Genomic DNA, 17,861 nt, shown 5'->3' on the forward strand with positions numbered 1-17,861 from the left:
CTAATCTGAACTGAGTGAAATGGTGAATAAAATGGTTAAAACAACGCCGATGACCACAAGGTAAATACCAAGGTCGAAGAGTAGTGCTGTACCAATCATACCAATAACTGGGATTGGATGTTCCAGCCATAATCCAGTCATTACAGGCAGTCCGAAAAGTGCTGGCATAAACATACTGAATGCAGATATTCCTAATCCGATAGGAAGTAAGGATAAGGGTTTATAACGCAATATCTTCATTGTTTCTTCAGTACCATGAGCGAAACTGTGTAAGACAAAAGCGATGGATGCAACCAAACCTCCGACAAAACCACCTCCAGGGTAATAATGTCCTCTTAATAAAAGAAAGAAGGAAAATAAAAGAAGTATGGGCAACAAATATTTTGAAGCTGTTTGTAAAATAGTACTTTTCATATTATTCTTTCTCCGATGATTTTAAACGTAATTTTAATAAGCTGTACACACCTAATGCAGCGATCGACAATACAACAACTTCAAACATGGTATCAAAACCCCTGAAGTCAACAAGCAGTACATTTACGACATTTCTACCTTTCGCTAATAGATATGCATTTTTACCATAGAAGTCACTGATAGCAATATTCGTCGGAACATGTAGTACGCGAATGGCGACCATAGCTAAGATTATCCCAAATATGATGGCAACCACCGCATCCCTTATCAGTACTCTTTTATTGGCAAGATTTAGAAATGGAGGTAATTTAAAGAGGACAAGAACAAATAGAACTACTGTTAGCGTGTCTATTGTAAATTGTGTCATAGCCAAATCCGGAGCACTGTAGAATACGAAAAGTAAACAGATTCCGTATCCAATGACACTAGTTGAAACTACGGCGGTTAGTCTTGAAGAAGTGCTCAAGGTGAGAGCGACAGCTCCAAATACGATCAGAATAGTAACCACTTCGTATACGCTTACTGCTGATAGTAGTTCCCAGTTGATATGTAGTGGACCACCAAGGTAAAGTTGATAAGCTAAAAGAACCTCTGCAAATATGATGATCTTCAATAGGTAAGAGCGAAGATATCCGTTATGGAAATAATGCGAATAACTCGTCGAGAAATTGTAGATGGTCTGATAGCATTTTTGAAAAATGGTAATCGGTGCTATGAAATTTAATTGTTCTATCCATTTTAATTTACGTTCACTAGGTTTATTGATAAAATAGATAACTGTGCCCAGTACTATAGTTATGGCACTTAATAGTAAAATAGTATTAAATCCATGCCATATCTTGAGTTGAAAATCACTTTTAACGGACATGATACTATTTACGGTGGGTTGTGCGATCAGGTCGCCAATAAAAGTTGGGAAACAACCAAATACGACTCCTAAGAGTGCAAGTATAAATGGAGGTACCCAGAGCGATTTTGCAGGAAGTTTTATTTTCTCAAAATTTTCAGGAAGTTTCCCGAAAAACGGTTTGATACCGGCCATGAAACCTGCTGAGACTAATAAAATATTTGTTATCACTGCCGCAGCAGTCAGGTAAATAGCTAAATGTTTTTCACTGTGTAATGTTGCTTCATATATTAAATCTTTCCCAATAAATCCAAATGTTAAAGGTATTCCGGCACTGGATATTGCGGCTAAAAACCCAGCAATTGCCACAGGTAATAAAACCTTTCTCAAGCCTTGCAGTACAGATAGGTCCCTTGTATGTGTGGCGTGATCAATAATGCCTGTAATTAAAAATAATGTTGCTTTATATAGTGCATGCACAACAATAAAAACAGAAGCGGCGATTATGGCATCTTGGGTGCCAAGACCTAATAAAAAAACTAAAATACCCAATGCCGATATAGTTGAATAAGCGAGTACGCCCTTCATATCAGTTCTAAAAAGAGAATGAAAAGCTCCATATAGCATTGTGATTCCACCAATAATCATGAGACTATACGTCCACGCGGTATTATTGCCTAAAATGGGATAAAAACGTGCAAGTAGGTAGATGCCCGCTTTTACCATAGTTGCTGAGTGCAGGTAGGCAGATACTGGTGTAGGCGCTTTCATAGCACCAGGTAACCAAAAATGAAATGGAAATTGTGCAGATTTGGTCATAGCACCTAAGATGATCAAACCTAAGATATAAGGAAATAGCTGATGCTGCTGAATAAGTTGAGCCTTACTTACGAGCTCGGAGATGGAATAGGTATTGGCAATATTGCCGATTAAAACAAGACCTGCCAATAAAAAGAAGCCTCCTAGTCCAGTTACGCTTAATGCTGTCAGGGCACTTTTTCTTGATTCTATTTTTTCATTATTAAAACCAATCAAGAAGAACGAGCTGATGCTGGTCAGTTCCCAGAAGGTAAATAATAGAAAAATATTGTCAGACAGTACAAGGCCGAGCATAGCTGACATGAACATACATAAGTATCCAAAAAAACGATCGATATATGGATCATCTTTTAAATATGATTTAGCATAAAAAAATATACAGGTTCCGATTCCTGTTATTAATAAAGAAAAAAGGAGTGATAATCCATCTAGTCTAAAATCAAAATTTATACCTAGTGAGGGTATCCAGTCAATATGCTGTACATATGATTTATCCCAATTTATTAATGGTAGATATTGGAGATAATAAAGAAATAAAAGTAGCGGTATGAATGCGAGAATAATTCCCCATTTAGTTTTTACGAATTTGCCAAATGGAACAATAAGGCTCGATGTTATTAGTCCTATTAGAACAGTAAATAGCATTTAGTCTTTGTTTTTAATATTTGTGAAAGGCTACAATATAAGAAAAATTGACGATTTTTTAGTCTTGAAATCTAAACTTTGACAAAAAATAATTTAAAAAGACTCTAGTATTTAACAAAATTTAACATTAACTTCGTTTTATAGTAACATGCTAATCCGTTTGCCGACAACTTAAATATTACTTTCTTACTTCACTAGATTTTGTGTTTTTAAATGAACAGTAACGTCCATAAACAATTATTTGAAGAACATTATAGAAGCCTATGCCATTTTGCATGGAAGCTATGTGGGGACGCTACAGAAGCTGAAGATCTGGCACAGGATGCATTCATTTCTTATTATAACCATGAAGATCATATTTCTACACATCAGGGTGCTATAAAGAATTATCTTTATACTTCTGTACGGTATGCATTTTTAAATAGCAAGCGGAAAGAAAGGGTTGTTGAGAAGTATTGGTTAAATTCTCCATTTAACGAGTGCAGTCACGATTCTTTAGAATTAAGTATTATTCATTCGGAAGTTATTGCAGAAGTGTATAAAATAGTGGAAAGCATGCCGGTTGGTTGTCAGGTCGTATTTAAGATGGGTTATTTCGAAGGATTAAGCAATCAGGAGATATCTAAAGAATTAAATATAAGTATCAACACGGTAAAAACGCAGAAACAACGTGGGTTAAAAACAATTATGAAGAAAATGAATCCTGAATTGTTACCGTTAGCATTGATTTTCTATAGCATGCTCTGATAAATGGTTCTCGGTCTTTTATACAGATCCTCCTCAAATTGATTTTTTCATCCCGGTATTTTATTAGTAAAAAGCAAGTTATTTTGCTGATATCATATCTTTTATGAATCACCAATATACATTTATATTAATGGTGCTATAATCCTATTTTATTTTATTATTTCAAGAAATTTATTTTTTTTTCAAATTGTTGTCACCCATTAGGGCGGGCAAAGTTTCTTTATTATATATTATGAAGAGTAAACCTTTTATTATTGCTGAAATCATCAAAAAGTCTTTAGTCGGGGAACTGTCTAATGAAGAAAAAACTGTGCTTGAAAATTGGATAAACTTAACGGATGAAAACAAAAAATTGTACAATAGTTTTAAGCAATCCCATAAAGTTAAAGATGATTTAGAGTTTTTAAGATCAATTGATGTTAATCAAGCTTGGAATAATTTAGAAAAAAAGCAAAATAGCACGCAAAAAGTTGGAAATAATTTTAATCTTAAAATTTGGATCCCACTTATTGCCTCATGTTTTATTTTATGTTTTTATATTTTTTATTTTAAAGAGAGTTCAATACAGCCTGATACCAAGATTATAGCCATTCAATCAAACATTCATAAGAATGATGTAAATCCTGCATCCAACGAAGCGGTTTTAGTTCTAGACGATGGAAATACACTAGATTTAACGACCGTTCATACGGATTCCATTGGAACAAATATCAAACTTAAAAATGATCAGTTGGAATATGTAAAAGGAATGACTTCGGAAGTGGCCTTGAAGTATAATACCCTCATTGTACCCAAAGGAGGATACTATAAAATTGAACTTTCAGATGGTAGTAAAGTTTGGCTAAATGCAATGTCAAAATTAAAATTTCCAGAATTGTTTTCTAGTGGAGAGCGACGTGTTGACTTAGAAGGAGAAGCTTATTTTGAAATTTCAAAAGATGCCAATCGTCCTTTTATAGTGCATACTGAAGGAACTGATGTAAAAGTTTTAGGAACTCATTTTAATGTCGATGCATATGGAAGTGTCGTGAGAACAACCTTGAAAGAAGGAAGAGTAGAAGTTGCAAGTGCAAGTAGAACGATGATATTAAAGCCTGGAGAATTTTGCGAATCCTCGGATGGTTATCTGAAAAAAGGTTTTGCTGATCTTGATCGGGACTTAGCCTGGTATAATAACGAATTTTATTTCAAGAAGGATAATCTCCAGTCTATCCTCAACCAATTATCTAATTGGTATAATGTGGAAGTGCAATTTAATAAGGCCGTTAACAAGAATAAAATGATAACAGGCTCTATAAGCCGTGATGTAAAACTCTCTCAGGTATTGGAGATGATAGAATATGTAAGTGATATTAAGTTTAAAATAGACGGGAATAAATTAATCGTAAACAATAAATAATGAATATGGAGAACTGATACTAGAATCAAAAAGTCAATAAAAGAGTACAGAGATGTTGCAGCATCCCTGTACCTATTCTTAATTAAGAAGCTAACCAGATAAAATTAACTCTTTAACCAAATGTAAATGTATGAATAACTTACCATTTGGCAAAAAACGACCTTGGGATTCTCAAGACTCGTTATTTTGCAAACCTATACGTATTATGAAAATTAGTACCTTTTTAATGTTTGCTTTTGTTACCGGTGTTCAGGCTAATGGTATCGCACAAAAGGTCAATCTTAACCTTAAAAATGTTAAGATTGAGGATGCGTTGTCTGCTATCGGCAAACAAACAAAGCATCGCTTCCTTTACAGCAATGATGTCACAAAAGGGGCAAAACTTATTAATTTAAACTTGAAAAATGTGAGTCTAGAAGACGCACTTGAGCAAGTTTTAAATGAAAACAATTACTCGTATAAGATTATTGCCAATACGATTTCTGTAAATACTGCGAGTATAAAGAATAGTGGTAATAATGAACTTCAACAATCTGTATCGGGTACCGTTCGTGATCAAGATGGAAAAGCTTTGGCAGGTGCTACTGTATCAGTAAAAGGAAGTAATATCAATACGCAAACAGCAAATGATGGTAGTTTTAGAATAAATGCATCGGCCGATGCTACTTTACTCATTCGCTATGTTGGATATGAAACTATTGAAATAGGTATTAAAGGTCGAAGTGTTGTTCCTGTTGTTTTGGCTTCAAATGAGAAACAAATCGAAGAGGTTGTTGTGACGGGTATGGGACAACGTGTTGACAAACGCTTATTTACCGGTGCTACTTCTCAGATATCTGGAGAAGCCGCGCAAATTGGTGGACAGATTGATCCAAGCCGTGGACTCGAAGGTCGGGTTGCTGGGGTATCAGTGCAAAATGTGACAGGAACATTTGGTACCGCACCAAAAATTCGCGTTCGTGGGGCAACATCAATCTATGGTAGTTCAAAACCGCTTTGGGTTGTCGATGGTGTAATTATTGAAGATGTTGCCGATGTAAATTCAGATGAGCTATCATCTGGTGATGCGTTGACGCTGATTAGCTCCGCTGTTGCTGGTTTGAATGCACATGATATTGAATCGTTTCAAATTTTGAAAGATGGTTCGGCTACATCTATTTATGGTGCTCGTGCCATGGCTGGTGTGATTGTTATTACAACGAAAAAAGGTACGGCAGGTCGTAGTTCACTCAACTATACAGGAGAATACACCATGCGTGCTACGCCGCTATATTCAGAATTTAATATCATGAATTCTCAGGAACAGATGTCTGTTTATGATGACATGTATAATAAAGGATATCTCGGTTTTGGAGCCGTTCCTGTAGCTAGTAATAGTGGTGTGTATGGAGATTTATATAAACGTATACAGACAGGAGAAATTCCGAACGATCTATTTACCAATAGGCATAATGTAAATGAATTTCTGCGTACTGCAGAGTATCGCAATACGGATTGGTTTGGCGAGTTATTTCAACCTAGCTTACAACAGAATCACTCTGTGAGTATGTCATCTGGAACAGAAAAATCACAGTATTATTCCTCTATCAGTGCTTTAGTTGATCCAGGATGGACAAAACGTAGTAAGGTAAATAGATATACTGGAAATCTGAATGCGAACTATAATATTTCTGATCGACTTAAACTCAATATTATAACCAATGGATCTTATCGTAAGCAGCAGGCACCTGGTACATTGGGACAATCTAAAGATGAAGTATTTGGTCAAGTAAAGCGCGATTTTGATATCAACCCTTATGCTTATGCAATGAATTCATCGCGTACTTTGGATCCAAATGCATTTTATACGCGTAACTATGCCCCATTCAATATTCTACATGAATTGGAGAATAATTACATGGATATCGATGTAGCAGATTTACGTTTTCAAGGTGACTTGAAATGGAAAGTAATTCCAGGTCTGGAATTAGGGGCCTTTGGTTCTGTGCGATATCAATCTACGTCACAGCACCATTACATTAAGGATCGTTCAAACCAGGCAATGGCATATCGAGCTGGAATTTCGGAACCTGAAAATACTACAATTAGGGACAAGAATCCATTTCTATACAAAGATCCAGATAATCCATATGCTCGACCAATTTCTGTATTGCCAGAAGGTGGAATTTATAATCGAACAGATTATACGATGTTCGAACAGTTATTCCGTTTTACTGCTCAATATAATAAAACCTTTAATCAAAATAATATCCTGAATGTCTTTGCTGGTTCAGAACTTACATCATCGACACGTAATAATACGTGGTTTAGAGGATGGGGGCTTCAATATGACTTAGGAGAGAGTCCTTTTACGGATTATAGGGTTTTTAAACGTGGACAGGAAGAAAACTCTCCATATTTCTCAGTTAATCGGAATAGTAAAAATGATCCTACAAATACACGGTATAGACAAGCTGCCTTTTTTAGTAATGTAACATACTCTTATGCTGGTAAATATACAGTGAATGGTACAGTTAGATATGAAGGCGCAAATAAATTAGGAGAAGCGACCTCTGCAAGATGGATGCCTAGCTGGAATCTTTCTGGAGCTTGGAATGCGCATGAAGAAGATTTCTTTGAAAATTTAAGACCTGCTTTTTCACATTTTACCTTAAAGGGATCCTATAGTTTAACAGGAGATCGCGGTCCTTCAAATGTAACAAATTCATATGCAGTTTATCGTTCTTATACACCCTGGAGACCTACGGCTGGAGATGGTGAGTCTGGACTTGAAATAGCTGACTTAGCTAACAATGGATTGACTTATGAGAAAAAACATGAGCTAAATATTGGGACGTCCATGGGATTTCTAGATAATAGAATCAACTTAGAATTTGACTGGTTTAAAAGGAATAATTTTGATTTGATCGGAGTCGTCAACACACAAGGTTTAGGTGGACAAATTTCGAAATTCGGAAATGTGGCAGATATGAAATCGCATGGAGCCGAATTAAGTTTGACCGGTCATATCTTACGAGATGGAAATTTTAAATGGACATCGAATTTTATCTATTCCAATGTGAAAACTAAAGTGACACGCTTGGATACGCGAAGTAAAGTGATGGATTTGATTACAGGAACTGGTTTTGCTCTTGAGGGAGGTCCTGTACGAGGATTGTATTCTATTCCTTTTATTCGTTTGAATGACGAGGGTTTACCAGTATTTTTAAATGAAAAAAATCAGGAAACGGTTACAGCTATTAATTTTCAAGAGCGCGATAAAGTTTCTTACTTAAAATATGAAGGACCAACTGACCCAATTCATACCGGTAGTTTTGGTAATATGTTTAATTATAAAAATTTTGGGTTGAACGTATTTATGACTTATTCTTTCGGAAATGTTGTACGCCTGAATCCAGTATTCTCTAATGAATACTCTGATCTTACCGCGTCGACAAAAGAATTTGCTGACCGTTGGATGGTGAGCGGTGATGAGGATTTTACAGATGTTCCGATTATTGCCACTACTGGACAAAACCGAGCTTATGGGAATGATTTAAAATATGGGTATAGTGCTTATAACTATTCATCTATACGTACAGCGAAAGGTGATTTTATCCGTATGAAAGATGTTTCTTTAACCTATGATTTACCTAAAAGTTGGGTTCAAGCATGGAAAATAAACTCTTTAGGATTGCGATTTAATGCAACCAATCTGTTCTTGATTTATGCTGATAAAAAATTGAATGGACAAGATCCTGAGTTTGTCAATGCTGGAGGTGTGGCTGCACCGATCGCTAGACAATATACGTTGACTTTACGCTTGGGGCTCTAATCGAAAATTTAATATTATAGCAAAATGAAAAAAATTAACAAAAAATATATAACGATTGCGCTGATATGTGGAGTAAGTCTATCTTCTTGTAATAAGTTTTTGGATGAAATGCCCGATAATCGTGCAAAACTCGATAATGAAGCAAAAATTGATAAGCTTTTGGTTTCTGCTTACCCTGAAGTTGCTTATTTAGTCACTGCAGAGCTTTCTTCTGATAATGTCGATAATTATGGGCCGACTAATCCTAACAGTGAACGTTTTATGGAGGAATTATTTAACTGGAAGGATGTGACGGATAATCAGGATGAGGGTCCTAAAGATGTTTGGGAAGCTTCTTATAAAGCGATTGCAAGTGCGAATGCCTCTTTAGAAGCCATTGAGGAAATGGGAAATCCAGCAAGTTTGAATCCGCAGAGAGGAGAAGCTTTAGCGGTAAGAGCATATAATCATTTTATTTTGGTTAACCTATTTGGTCAGCACTACAATAAAAGTCAGGCAAACACTGATCTTGGTGTTACCTATATGATGAAACCTGAGATTGAGCTAAATGTCAAATATCAGCGTAATACTGTACAGGAAGTCTATGACTATATCGTTAGTGATTTAGAAGAGGCAATTCCTTTGATTGATGATTCATCTTATGGCTCTACTCCAAAATATCATATGAATTCTCGAGCCGCTAACGCATTCAGAGCAAGGGTTGCCTTATATATGCAAGACTGGGAGAAAGCTGTTAGTTTTGCCAATGCGTCAATCGGTGCAAATCCGACAAGTCTTTTAAGGAATTACGTGAGAATTGCTAATGATGCAGTTGGCTCTAGTGGTTTTGGTAATGGCGCAATCTCATACAATAAGAGTGAGGAAAAAGCCAATTTGATGGTTGCGACAGCGGCGACACAGCACGGCGTTATCTTTGGTCCCTATAGTTTTGGGTCGAGATATTCTCATGGCGCTATGTTAAGTAATAATGAAACCTCCTTAGCGGCCGGTCCGTATGGAAAATTAGCTTCCAATGGTTATAAGCTCCGTGCCTTTGTCTATGCAGGTACAAATTTAGATAAGGTGTTGTTTCCTCGTGTTTCTTACATGTTTGAATATACGGATCCTGTTGCAGGTATTGGATATGCTCGGGGAGCATATGCACCATTTACGACTGAGGAGACTATGTTGGTACGTGCTGAAGCTCTTATTCACTTAAAACGCTATGATGAGGCCTTAGTTGATATGAAGCGATGGATTGGTAATACCTTGGTACGACAACCAGCAACTTTTACAGTTGAAAGTATTAATAATTGGGCTAATGGAATAGCATATTCTACTGCTTTACAATCAACGACTAAGAAAAAGCTTGACCCAAAGATGATCCCTTTTGAGATAGGTACACAAGAGAATATGCTCCAAGCTTTACTTTATATCCGTCGTGTCGAGACTTTACAAATGGGCTTACGTTGGTTCGATGTCAAGCGATATGGCATTGAGATCGAAAGACGAGTGCTGAGTTCAGGAACTACAGTAGCTTCCGTAGAAACAGCAACAAAATTAATTGCACGTGATAAGAGAGCAGCCCTACAACTGCCTGCTGAAGTTATTAGTGCTGGTTTAACTCCTAATCCAAGATAATTATGAAAATATTTAATAAGATTAGTCTACTACTATTTTTTCCGGTTTTATTGTTTTCTTGTTCTGAAGATAAACTGGACCAAGAAAGTATCTTTGTTGATAAAAAAGTAGAACAAAATGAATTAGATAAGTATATCGAGAAAACTTATACCAACGATTACAATATTGCGATCCTATATAAATTTGTAGAAAAAGAGTCTGATTTGGATTATAATTTGAGTCCTGCAAGTTATGAGAGTTCAGTTCGAATGACCAAATTATTGTTTCATCTTGGTATTGATCCCTACAATAAAATTACAGGAAGCAAAAAATTTATAAAGTCCTATTTTCCAAAGTTATTAAATTATATTGGATCACCTGCTTATCGTAATAATGGAACATTTGTGTTAGGTACCGCAGAGGGTGGAGTGAAGATTACATTATACTTGTTGAATAAACTTGATGAAAGTACAGGTAAAGATGTCGAATTTTTAAACTTTTACTATTTCCATACTATGCATCATGAGTTTGCACATATTTTGCACCAAACCAAGGGATATCCCGCTTCTTTTGAGCAGATTACTGGGGCAGGTTATGTTGGGGATTCATGGAATGATATTTATGAAGAAGAAAGCGCAGCTGAAGCTGGATTTATTTCTCCATACGCATCCAAAGAACCCAATGAAGATTTTGTAGAAACATATTCATATTATATTACGTTGTCTCCAACACAATGGAATCAACGTATAAGTAGTGGTGGGGTAGAGGGGAAAGCATTGATAGAAGCTAAGCTCGATATTGTACGTACTTACTTCCAAAATATTTGGAATATTGATTTAGATGAGTTGCGTGATGAAATATTAGCGAGACAAGCAGATTTAGCCAACTTTGATCAAACATCTTTAAATTAGGAAATCATGAAATTGAAATATTTATTGATCTTATTTTTACTTCCCATTTTGTTGATTAGTTCATGCAAACGGGAAGAGGATAGGATATTTGATACAAATGCAACAGTACGGATCACTGAAGCTGTACAAAATGCATATACCGTTTTACAAGGTAATAAAGCGGGCTGGATGATGAAATTTTATCCAAGTAAAAATCAGGAATTCGGTGGCTATACAATTTTTACTAAGTTTATATCGAATGAAAAGGTATCAATAGCTTCCGATCCAATAGCAGGAGTCGAGACCAGTTCCTATGCTGTTGTTGCAGAATCAGGACCCGTGCTCACATTTAATGGCTATAATAAGAGTATACATTGGTTTTCGGAACCAGGAATGGATAACGGAGGTGTAGTAGGTGATGGAGGAATTGGTCCAGATGACAGTGGCATGCAGGGTGATTTTGAGTTTATTGTGCTCAAGGCAACAGCCGATTCAGTTGTATTGAAGGGAAAGAAAACTGGTAGTCATTTGGTCATGCTTCCGTTAAAAAATGAGGAGTTTGAAAGCCTATCTAAAACTTATCAAGAAGCAACTAATAAATTTAATCAATTCTTAGTTTATAAATTAGAAACACCTGGTAGTGAAGTTGTTAATTTAGATTTTGATCCTAGATACCGTGTATTTAGTAACCCTAATGATCAAGCTACAGGAACGATGTCTTTCCGCGTAATTCCTGGAGCATTGGAATTTTATAAAGAATATATAATAGAAGGTAAGTCTTTTGATCGTTTGAATTATGTACAACCTACAAGTGCTTATCCAAATGGTTACTATACTGATAAGAGCAATGCTATTAAGATTGTACCAGCTACTGCTCCGCTTAATATTTGGTTTAGAAATAATCTATGGTCCATGTCTTATAGCAATACAGGACCTACAGGTAAAATATATTGGGATAGAGCAAAAACAGCACTAAAGACAAACGGGATTGTTGTTAATAATGCTTTTATAGGCAAATTAACAAGTAATGTTGGATTGATTTATGTTCTACAAAATGGAGCTGTTGTAGGTGGTGTTAGTCATTTTATTGATCCTGTAAAAGGGACTGAGGATCAAATTTATATTGAATTAGAAGGATATGTAATAGGAAACTTTCCTATTGCTTACTGGACAGGGGGTATAAATAACATAACTACACCTTTTAACGGACGGACGTTTAAAATTACTTCTGATGGTACTCCAAATCCTACTGCTTTAACTTTAACAGATATTGGAATCCCAACAAATACTTACAAGGTATTTTTAAAAGATATAAATGATCCTTTTAATAATTAAGGGTGAATTTAAATATTTAAAAAGGAGTTTCCTACAAATAAAGGAAACACCTTTTTAAATATTTTCCAGATTAAGATAGCTTAAATATACTTTCGGTAAAACAATTGTTTTCTAGAAGTAAATTTATACAATCTAGATAACACAATATACTTTACATTTCTCTCATTTTTTTGATTGGTTTATCTTGTGGTGTTATAATGTCTTGAAAAGTATGTCTAATGTTTAAATATTTAATTTAATAAAAACTAAACTAATTATATTATGATCTGTTATTTCAAAAAAATAGCTTCAAATTCAATCTTTTCTTTTTCGTTAATTATTTGCTTTTTATTTTTTAGTTGTGCTAAGGAAGGAGTGATTTCTGAATCTAAAAATAAAAAGGAATCGAAGTATTCGGGCGTAGATATTTTCAAAGGATTGTTTTTCTTTCAGAATGGGATTTCGACGAGTATTTCCTTTTTAAAAGAATACAACGAAAAGATTGATGGTTTGAGATCTAGTTCGGAGGTCCGAGCAGAACTTAAAAATATTTCTGATATTACTGCAAAATACATAGATGAAAAATATCCTACATTTTTTTCTGATTTACAAGAGAAAATTTATTCAGGCGATTTGTTCGCAATTAATAAACAGCTTAATTTATCCGCTCAGCTTATTGAACAGGCATTATTGAGTAATGATAACTATGCTAATTCCGTTCGTGTAGGTTTAGCTATTGGTCAGGACAAAGTTCTTCTTAAAAAAGCACAATCTCTTGATCTATCAACTTTAGATGGTCAGAAGGAATTTAAACTTATAGCAGGATCTAATCCTAATAAAACTATGAATACAAAAAAGGCAGTGTTTTTTGCGGCTGCACTTGCAGTAGCTTATTTAGGAGCTGCAGTTGTATCCATTGCTGTTGCGGCATACAGTGTCGTAACAAAGGTAGCTTACTGGGATCCTACTGCAGAGATCGGTCCTCCTCCTGTTACTGTTGAGCCACTCCCAGATGAACCTGAACCTGTAATAGAGAATCCTGATCCACTTGGCAACGGTGCTGAGGTTTCAATAACTAAGGGACAGGCTATAGTGGAAATAAATTCTTATTTTCAAAATGTTGATTAGCTTTTGTAAAAAAATAATTTTGTTATTTTGGTTTGTTATGGTTTTTCTAATTTTCTTCTCTTCGCTGAAGGAACAACTTGTTTTATCCAAAAAAACACAAAAAATTATTTCTACATTTTTTCCTGAGGGTTGGAGTTTTTTTACTAAAAACCCTCAGACTCAATCATTAGCTGTATATCAGATTATTGATGGAAATTTAGTCTTAAAAACTGTGAATAATCATAATTCCCAAAATATGTATGGGTTATCTAGATATTCTCGAATCATTGGCTTTGAAGCATCAATGCTCGCAAATGAAGCGATGAAGCTAGTTTGGAAACAAGATGTCATGGGGCATTTGAGAAAATTAGACCTTAATAAACTATATAAAATAGAAGTTATGAATAATAGACATTTGACCAATGGTACTTTTCTTCTTGTATTATATAAACCAGTACCTTATGCTTGGGCTAAAGCAGAACAATTTAATAATATACCAATAAAATATATTACTGTACACATAAATTCGCCAAATGATAGATAAAATTGTTCAACAAAATACTTTAACTTTAGTACGCTCATTGCTTGCCCTCAATTTTTTTATTACATTATTGTTTACGGATGTAAATGATCTGATTCCTAAATATCATTTGGATAAGATTTCAGAAAGTGATTTTTGGTTGATGAAGTTGAATTATTTTACTTGGTTTGACAATGCTCTTTTACCTTATATCTTTTCAATCATAGTTTTAATAATTGTTATAGCGGGTTTTTATCCTAGAGTTCTCTGTTTTTTCCAAGTTTGGATAGCATATTCTATTTTTTATTCAACACTTATTGTTGAGGGGGGCGATCAAATAAATGTAATCCTGTCTTTGCTACTTGTTCCAATTACAATACTAGATAATAGACAAAATGGTTGGATATCCACCATTGGTCGAGAAAGTAGCGTTAAAGAACGAAAAAAAAGATTAATACATGATCTATTAAAATATAATGCTCAAATTGCACTTTATTTTATTAAAATTCAAATTGCCGTTCTTTATCTTAATGCAGGTGTTTCAAAAATATTTGCTTCAGACTGGATGAACGGTACTGCTGTATACTATTGGTTTTTTGACCCCATGTTTGGTGCATCAGAAAGTACACAACAGGTGTTCGGCTTTTTGTTTAAAAATGATTTAACTGTGTCTTTATTGAATTGGAGTGTTATTTTATTGGAAATTTTGCTTGCATTCAGCTTATTTTTTAAACAAAGGGAAAAATATGTTTTTTTTTGTTTAGGTGTAATCTTCCATTTCACTATCATAGTATTTCATGGGTTAGTCACTTTTTTTGTCGCAATGTTAGGATGTTTAATTATATATCTTTGTCGTATGGATTTGAGTATTAAGCAAAATTTAATAAAAATAAAGAATTCTTTTTTATGATCATTTTTAAGGAAAAACATAAACTTCCTAAATTTATTCTGATTATATATATGATTCAATATGTGGTATTAACACTATATTATTTAAAAATGGATGTGATGCCAGTGTACTATCATTTTCCAGCGATAATCATAGGTGTTTTGTTGTTTATTTGCAGATGTAAGTTAATCTTGAACGATAATGGTATTCTAACAAATTCATTTTTTTATCTTTTTAAGAGAAAGTATGATTTAAAAAATACTGACAGTTGCAAATTTGATAGCATATCTGCTTTAGGAGATTTTGGTGGCTGGGGAATAAGATATAGCAAGAAGTATGGTTGGTCTTACATTTTTAGTTCAGATGATATTGTTACTTTCTGTTTTGAGAATAAGAAGAAAGTCACTTTTTCAATACAGAATATAGCTAAACTAAAAACAGCGTTAACTAATTTGGATATTTATTTTGAATAATAATGAAAGATTTGTTTAGGACTAAATTCCCTCCTAAACAAACCTTCCATTACCATCCTTGGTACTTATCAATTTTGGATTTCCTTTTGTTCTGTTATATGCTTTTAATGCATTTGCAACAAATAGTGGGCGTACAGGATTTTACTAGTTCTTTCTCACAATCTTTTAGAATTTGTAAAGCATCTTTAAAATATTCATTGGCAAATTTATCAATTACCCAATCTTTAGCAGATTTTACAGAGATCGTACTTAAAGATTCAAGTAATAAATCTTTAGTTTATTATGAAAGAAAAGCAACAAGCCAAATTAGTCTATTACGCTTCCATAATTACATTCGTTTATTTTACGTGGGTAATTATTTCTTTTACATCTTATTCAGGATTTCCACAATGGCTTTCAGTTACATCCGGAGTATTGGGTAATTTAATGATGATTCCGGCAGTTTTAGCAGTCGTCGTATTATTAGGGATAGCTCTTTTTCAAATTTTTATTAGAAGATCATATCATTATCGATGGATAATGAGTGGTTTGTTTAATTTAATGAGTGTTGGAATTATGATTTTTGGAGATTACGTAATCACCCTTTAAATTGTAATTAGATTTATTGTCTTTCGACTTACTTATCCGTATCTTTAAAGTATGAATACTCAATTGCCCACAACATTACCCGAGCATAAGCTTAAGGAGATTGAAGCCATTAAACAAGTGATAAGTGACTTTGTGTCGCCAGATCTGATTATCCTGTATGGTAGTTATGCAAGAGGGAATTATAAAGATCAGGTTTATGTAAAGGATGGCATTCGTTATTTTTACATTAGCGATTATGATCTAATAGTTATTACCAATAAAACCAATATAAAGGAATATCAACTGGCAGAAGAGTTGGAGCGGAGGATTAAATCACGGCCTGATATTAACTTCTTCATGTATGATATTGATTATTTCAACCGTGAGTTATCAACTGGTAATTTCTTTTTTGTACCGGTGTATTATGAAGGAATTCTACTACATGATAATGCTAATAGTAAATTAGTCGAACCAACCCCCTTAAGTATTGAACAAATCAGAATCAATATTGAAAGTAACTATAAATTTTGGATAGGTAACGCCAACACTTTCTATGCTCATTTTCATTTTGATTATGATTTAATGCTACAAGGAAAATCTAGATCTGGTATGAATGCTTGGTTTTTGTTTCAAACTGTTGAATCAATTTATAGTGCATTATTATTGGTGTTTATGGGAATCAAACCAAAACTTCATAATCTATATAAATATCGAAACGCTGTAAATTCGATTTCTTCAGATTTGAATTTAATATTTCCCGAAGTAAAGGATAGTAATGAGCGTCGATTATTTGATCTATTGAATAGAGCTTATATTAGTGGTAAGTATAAACTTGATTTTGAAGTCGATTTGCAAGATATTCAGGAAATTAGTCATAGGTTGGAAAAGATGCTAGCTATTACGGATAGATTATGCAAAGAGCGAATTGAGAGCTTAAAATAATTAGTCTTCAAAACGTACTAAATCGGCCATGCTAATTTCTAAAGCAAGGGCTAAGGTCTTCAAGGTTAATAGGGAAGGAGAGCTCGTTCCCTTTTCTATTTTATGAATGTGGCTGTGATCTATGCCTGATAATTGATCTAATTTTCTTAAACTGATCTTTTTTCCAATTCTTATTTTTTTACCCTCACGGATATCCTGTAAGTGTCGTCCAAAATCAATTGAAAATTTTTCTTCATCAAACTCCATCTATCAAATGACAATAAAAATTAAAAATATTTTGTAGTGGTATTTGAATACGATTGTTTTATTTCTTATATTTGAATATACAATTATAAAACACATACTCATTCCTCGTTCTGAAGCCTGAAAAACATAACGAATAGAGGAAACAATGAAAAGGATATTTCTAAATAACATAAGCTCCTGTAATTTTAACTTCAAATCTGATGTCGGTTTTTCAGTGCTCAGAATTGAGTTAAAGGATGCCCAATATTTGAAGGGCGACTTTTTGTCAATCCAGTCCTTTATGGATTGGATTGGCATTTTTTGTCTTCTTAAATCCCCTCCAGAATAATTTCTTTTTTAAACCTCAATCTTTTATTCAATTTTAAATAAACAGTGTAATTTACGTATTTGGTCCTGGAAATTATTATAATTTTCTACTACTGGGCTATTCACTTCTTTTTGAATTAATTAAAATATGGAGTTAAACAAACTATTTATACCGTCAAATAAAATACCCCCTTAATCTTAAGGTTTATAAGTCATTCCGATGACTTAATCGATGAAAGCGTCACGAACACTAATATATTACCTTTTTATGATGACCATTTAACGCTTTTCGATCCCTTTTTTTATAGTCTGAGCGCGAGCTA

Annotated in this window: 15 protein-coding genes; 12 read left to right on the forward strand and 3 right to left on the reverse strand. The window is 34.1% G+C overall.

Annotation, left to right across the window (positions count from 1 at the left end):
- Together EDF66_RS05485 and mbhE are read right to left on the reverse strand one after the other, a co-directional pair.
- The gene (locus EDF66_RS05485) at window positions 1-414 is read right to left on the reverse strand and encodes a Na+/H+ antiporter subunit B (protein WP_021190427.1); all 414 of its coding nucleotides are present in this window, start codon (window positions 412-414) and stop codon (window positions 1-3) included.
- 1 nt (window position 415) lies between these two features.
- Window positions 416-2,725 carry a hydrogen gas-evolving membrane-bound hydrogenase subunit E gene (gene mbhE / locus EDF66_RS05490; protein WP_132841129.1) on the reverse strand — a complete coding sequence of 770 codons (2,310 nt, stop codon included), beginning with the start codon at window positions 2,723-2,725 and terminating at the stop codon, window positions 416-418.
- Between the two features lie 213 nt (window positions 2,726-2,938).
- On the opposite strand from mbhE, the gene EDF66_RS05495 reads away from it, so the two are divergent.
- The 12 genes from EDF66_RS05495 (at window position 2,939) to EDF66_RS05550 (ending at window position 16,986) form a co-directional block, all read left to right on the forward strand.
- The gene (locus EDF66_RS05495) at window positions 2,939-3,472 is read left to right on the forward strand and encodes an RNA polymerase sigma factor (protein WP_132841131.1); all 534 of its coding nucleotides are present in this window, start codon (window positions 2,939-2,941) and stop codon (window positions 3,470-3,472) included.
- Window positions 3,473-3,704: 232 nt separating this feature from the next.
- Window positions 3,705-4,871 carry a FecR family protein gene (locus EDF66_RS05500; RefSeq protein WP_132841132.1) on the forward strand — a complete coding sequence of 389 codons (1,167 nt, stop codon included), beginning with the start codon at window positions 3,705-3,707 and terminating at the stop codon, window positions 4,869-4,871.
- A 130-nt stretch (window positions 4,872-5,001) separates the two neighbouring features.
- Window positions 5,002-8,685: a SusC/RagA family TonB-linked outer membrane protein gene (locus tag EDF66_RS05505; RefSeq protein ID WP_207898475.1), complete on the forward strand. Its 3,684-nt coding sequence runs from the start codon at window positions 5,002-5,004 to the stop codon at window positions 8,683-8,685.
- A 24-nt stretch (window positions 8,686-8,709) separates the two neighbouring features.
- Window positions 8,710-10,305, forward strand: a complete 1,596-nt coding sequence (locus EDF66_RS05510; protein WP_243655997.1) for a RagB/SusD family nutrient uptake outer membrane protein — start codon at window positions 8,710-8,712, stop codon at window positions 10,303-10,305.
- 2 nt (window positions 10,306-10,307) lie between these two features.
- Window positions 10,308-11,195 carry a putative zinc-binding metallopeptidase gene (locus EDF66_RS05515; protein WP_132841135.1) on the forward strand — a complete coding sequence of 296 codons (888 nt, stop codon included), beginning with the start codon at window positions 10,308-10,310 and terminating at the stop codon, window positions 11,193-11,195.
- A 6-nt stretch (window positions 11,196-11,201) separates the two neighbouring features.
- Window positions 11,202-12,509, forward strand: coding sequence for a DUF4302 domain-containing protein (locus EDF66_RS05520; RefSeq protein ID WP_132841137.1), 1,308 nt, complete (start codon window positions 11,202-11,204; stop codon window positions 12,507-12,509).
- A 261-nt stretch (window positions 12,510-12,770) separates the two neighbouring features.
- Window positions 12,771-13,616, forward strand: coding sequence for a hypothetical protein (locus EDF66_RS05525; protein ID WP_132841138.1), 846 nt, complete (start codon window positions 12,771-12,773; stop codon window positions 13,614-13,616).
- Window positions 13,606-14,139, forward strand: coding sequence for an SdpA family antimicrobial peptide system protein (locus EDF66_RS05530; RefSeq protein WP_132841140.1), 534 nt, complete (start codon window positions 13,606-13,608; stop codon window positions 14,137-14,139). The genes EDF66_RS05525 and EDF66_RS05530 overlap by 11 nt, the downstream gene beginning before the upstream one ends.
- Window positions 14,129-15,025 (forward strand): sporulation-delaying protein SdpB family protein, encoded by an 897-nt coding sequence (locus EDF66_RS05535; RefSeq protein ID WP_132841142.1) that lies wholly within the window; start codon window positions 14,129-14,131, stop codon window positions 15,023-15,025. The genes EDF66_RS05530 and EDF66_RS05535 overlap by 11 nt, the downstream gene beginning before the upstream one ends.
- A complete protein-coding gene (locus EDF66_RS05540; protein ID WP_132841143.1) occupies window positions 15,022-15,477 on the forward strand; it encodes a hypothetical protein in 456 nt (151 codons plus the stop codon). The genes EDF66_RS05535 and EDF66_RS05540 overlap by 4 nt, the downstream gene beginning before the upstream one ends.
- Before the next feature lie 282 nt (window positions 15,478-15,759).
- Window positions 15,760-16,065 carry a hypothetical protein gene (locus EDF66_RS05545; protein ID WP_132841145.1) on the forward strand — a complete coding sequence of 102 codons (306 nt, stop codon included), beginning with the start codon at window positions 15,760-15,762 and terminating at the stop codon, window positions 16,063-16,065.
- A 51-nt stretch (window positions 16,066-16,116) separates the two neighbouring features.
- Window positions 16,117-16,986 carry a nucleotidyltransferase domain-containing protein gene (locus EDF66_RS05550; RefSeq protein ID WP_132841147.1) on the forward strand — a complete coding sequence of 290 codons (870 nt, stop codon included), beginning with the start codon at window positions 16,117-16,119 and terminating at the stop codon, window positions 16,984-16,986.
- Here EDF66_RS05550 and EDF66_RS05555 read toward each other — a convergent pair whose 3' ends face one another.
- On the reverse strand, window positions 16,987-17,232 hold the full coding sequence (locus tag EDF66_RS05555; RefSeq protein ID WP_132841148.1) for a helix-turn-helix domain-containing protein: 246 nt from the start codon (window positions 17,230-17,232) through the stop codon (window positions 16,987-16,989).
- Between the last annotated feature and the right edge of the window lie 629 nt (window positions 17,233-17,861).

This window comes from Sphingobacterium sp. JUb20, from assembly GCF_004342035.1.
GTDB classification, from domain to species: Bacteria; Bacteroidota; Bacteroidia; order Sphingobacteriales; family Sphingobacteriaceae; genus Sphingobacterium; species Sphingobacterium anhuiense.

Bases quoted from the DNA above. Each gene is read 5' to 3' on its own strand.
- EDF66_RS05485 (WP_021190427.1), bottom strand. From the start codon at position 414: ATGAAAAGTACTATTTTACAAACAGCTTCAAAATATTTGTTGCCCATA.
- mbhE (WP_132841129.1), bottom strand. From the start codon at position 2,725: ATGCTATTTACTGTTCTAATAGGACTAATAACATCGAGCCTTATTGTT.
- EDF66_RS05495 (WP_132841131.1), top strand. From the start codon at position 2,939: ATGAACAGTAACGTCCATAAACAATTATTTGAAGAACATTATAGAAGC.
- EDF66_RS05500 (WP_132841132.1), top strand. From the start codon at position 3,705: ATGAAGAGTAAACCTTTTATTATTGCTGAAATCATCAAAAAGTCTTTA.
- EDF66_RS05505 (WP_207898475.1), top strand. From the start codon at position 5,002: ATGAATAACTTACCATTTGGCAAAAAACGACCTTGGGATTCTCAAGAC.
- EDF66_RS05510 (WP_243655997.1), top strand. From the start codon at position 8,710: ATGAAAAAAATTAACAAAAAATATATAACGATTGCGCTGATATGTGGA.
- EDF66_RS05515 (WP_132841135.1), top strand. From the start codon at position 10,308: ATGAAAATATTTAATAAGATTAGTCTACTACTATTTTTTCCGGTTTTA.
- EDF66_RS05520 (WP_132841137.1), top strand. From the start codon at position 11,202: ATGAAATTGAAATATTTATTGATCTTATTTTTACTTCCCATTTTGTTG.
- EDF66_RS05525 (WP_132841138.1), top strand. From the start codon at position 12,771: ATGATCTGTTATTTCAAAAAAATAGCTTCAAATTCAATCTTTTCTTTT.
- EDF66_RS05530 (WP_132841140.1), top strand. From the start codon at position 13,606: ATGTTGATTAGCTTTTGTAAAAAAATAATTTTGTTATTTTGGTTTGTT.
- EDF66_RS05535 (WP_132841142.1), top strand. From the start codon at position 14,129: ATGATAGATAAAATTGTTCAACAAAATACTTTAACTTTAGTACGCTCA.
- EDF66_RS05540 (WP_132841143.1), top strand. From the start codon at position 15,022: ATGATCATTTTTAAGGAAAAACATAAACTTCCTAAATTTATTCTGATT.
- EDF66_RS05545 (WP_132841145.1), top strand. From the start codon at position 15,760: ATGAAAGAAAAGCAACAAGCCAAATTAGTCTATTACGCTTCCATAATT.
- EDF66_RS05550 (WP_132841147.1), top strand. From the start codon at position 16,117: ATGAATACTCAATTGCCCACAACATTACCCGAGCATAAGCTTAAGGAG.
- EDF66_RS05555 (WP_132841148.1), bottom strand. From the start codon at position 17,232: ATGGAGTTTGATGAAGAAAAATTTTCAATTGATTTTGGACGACACTTA.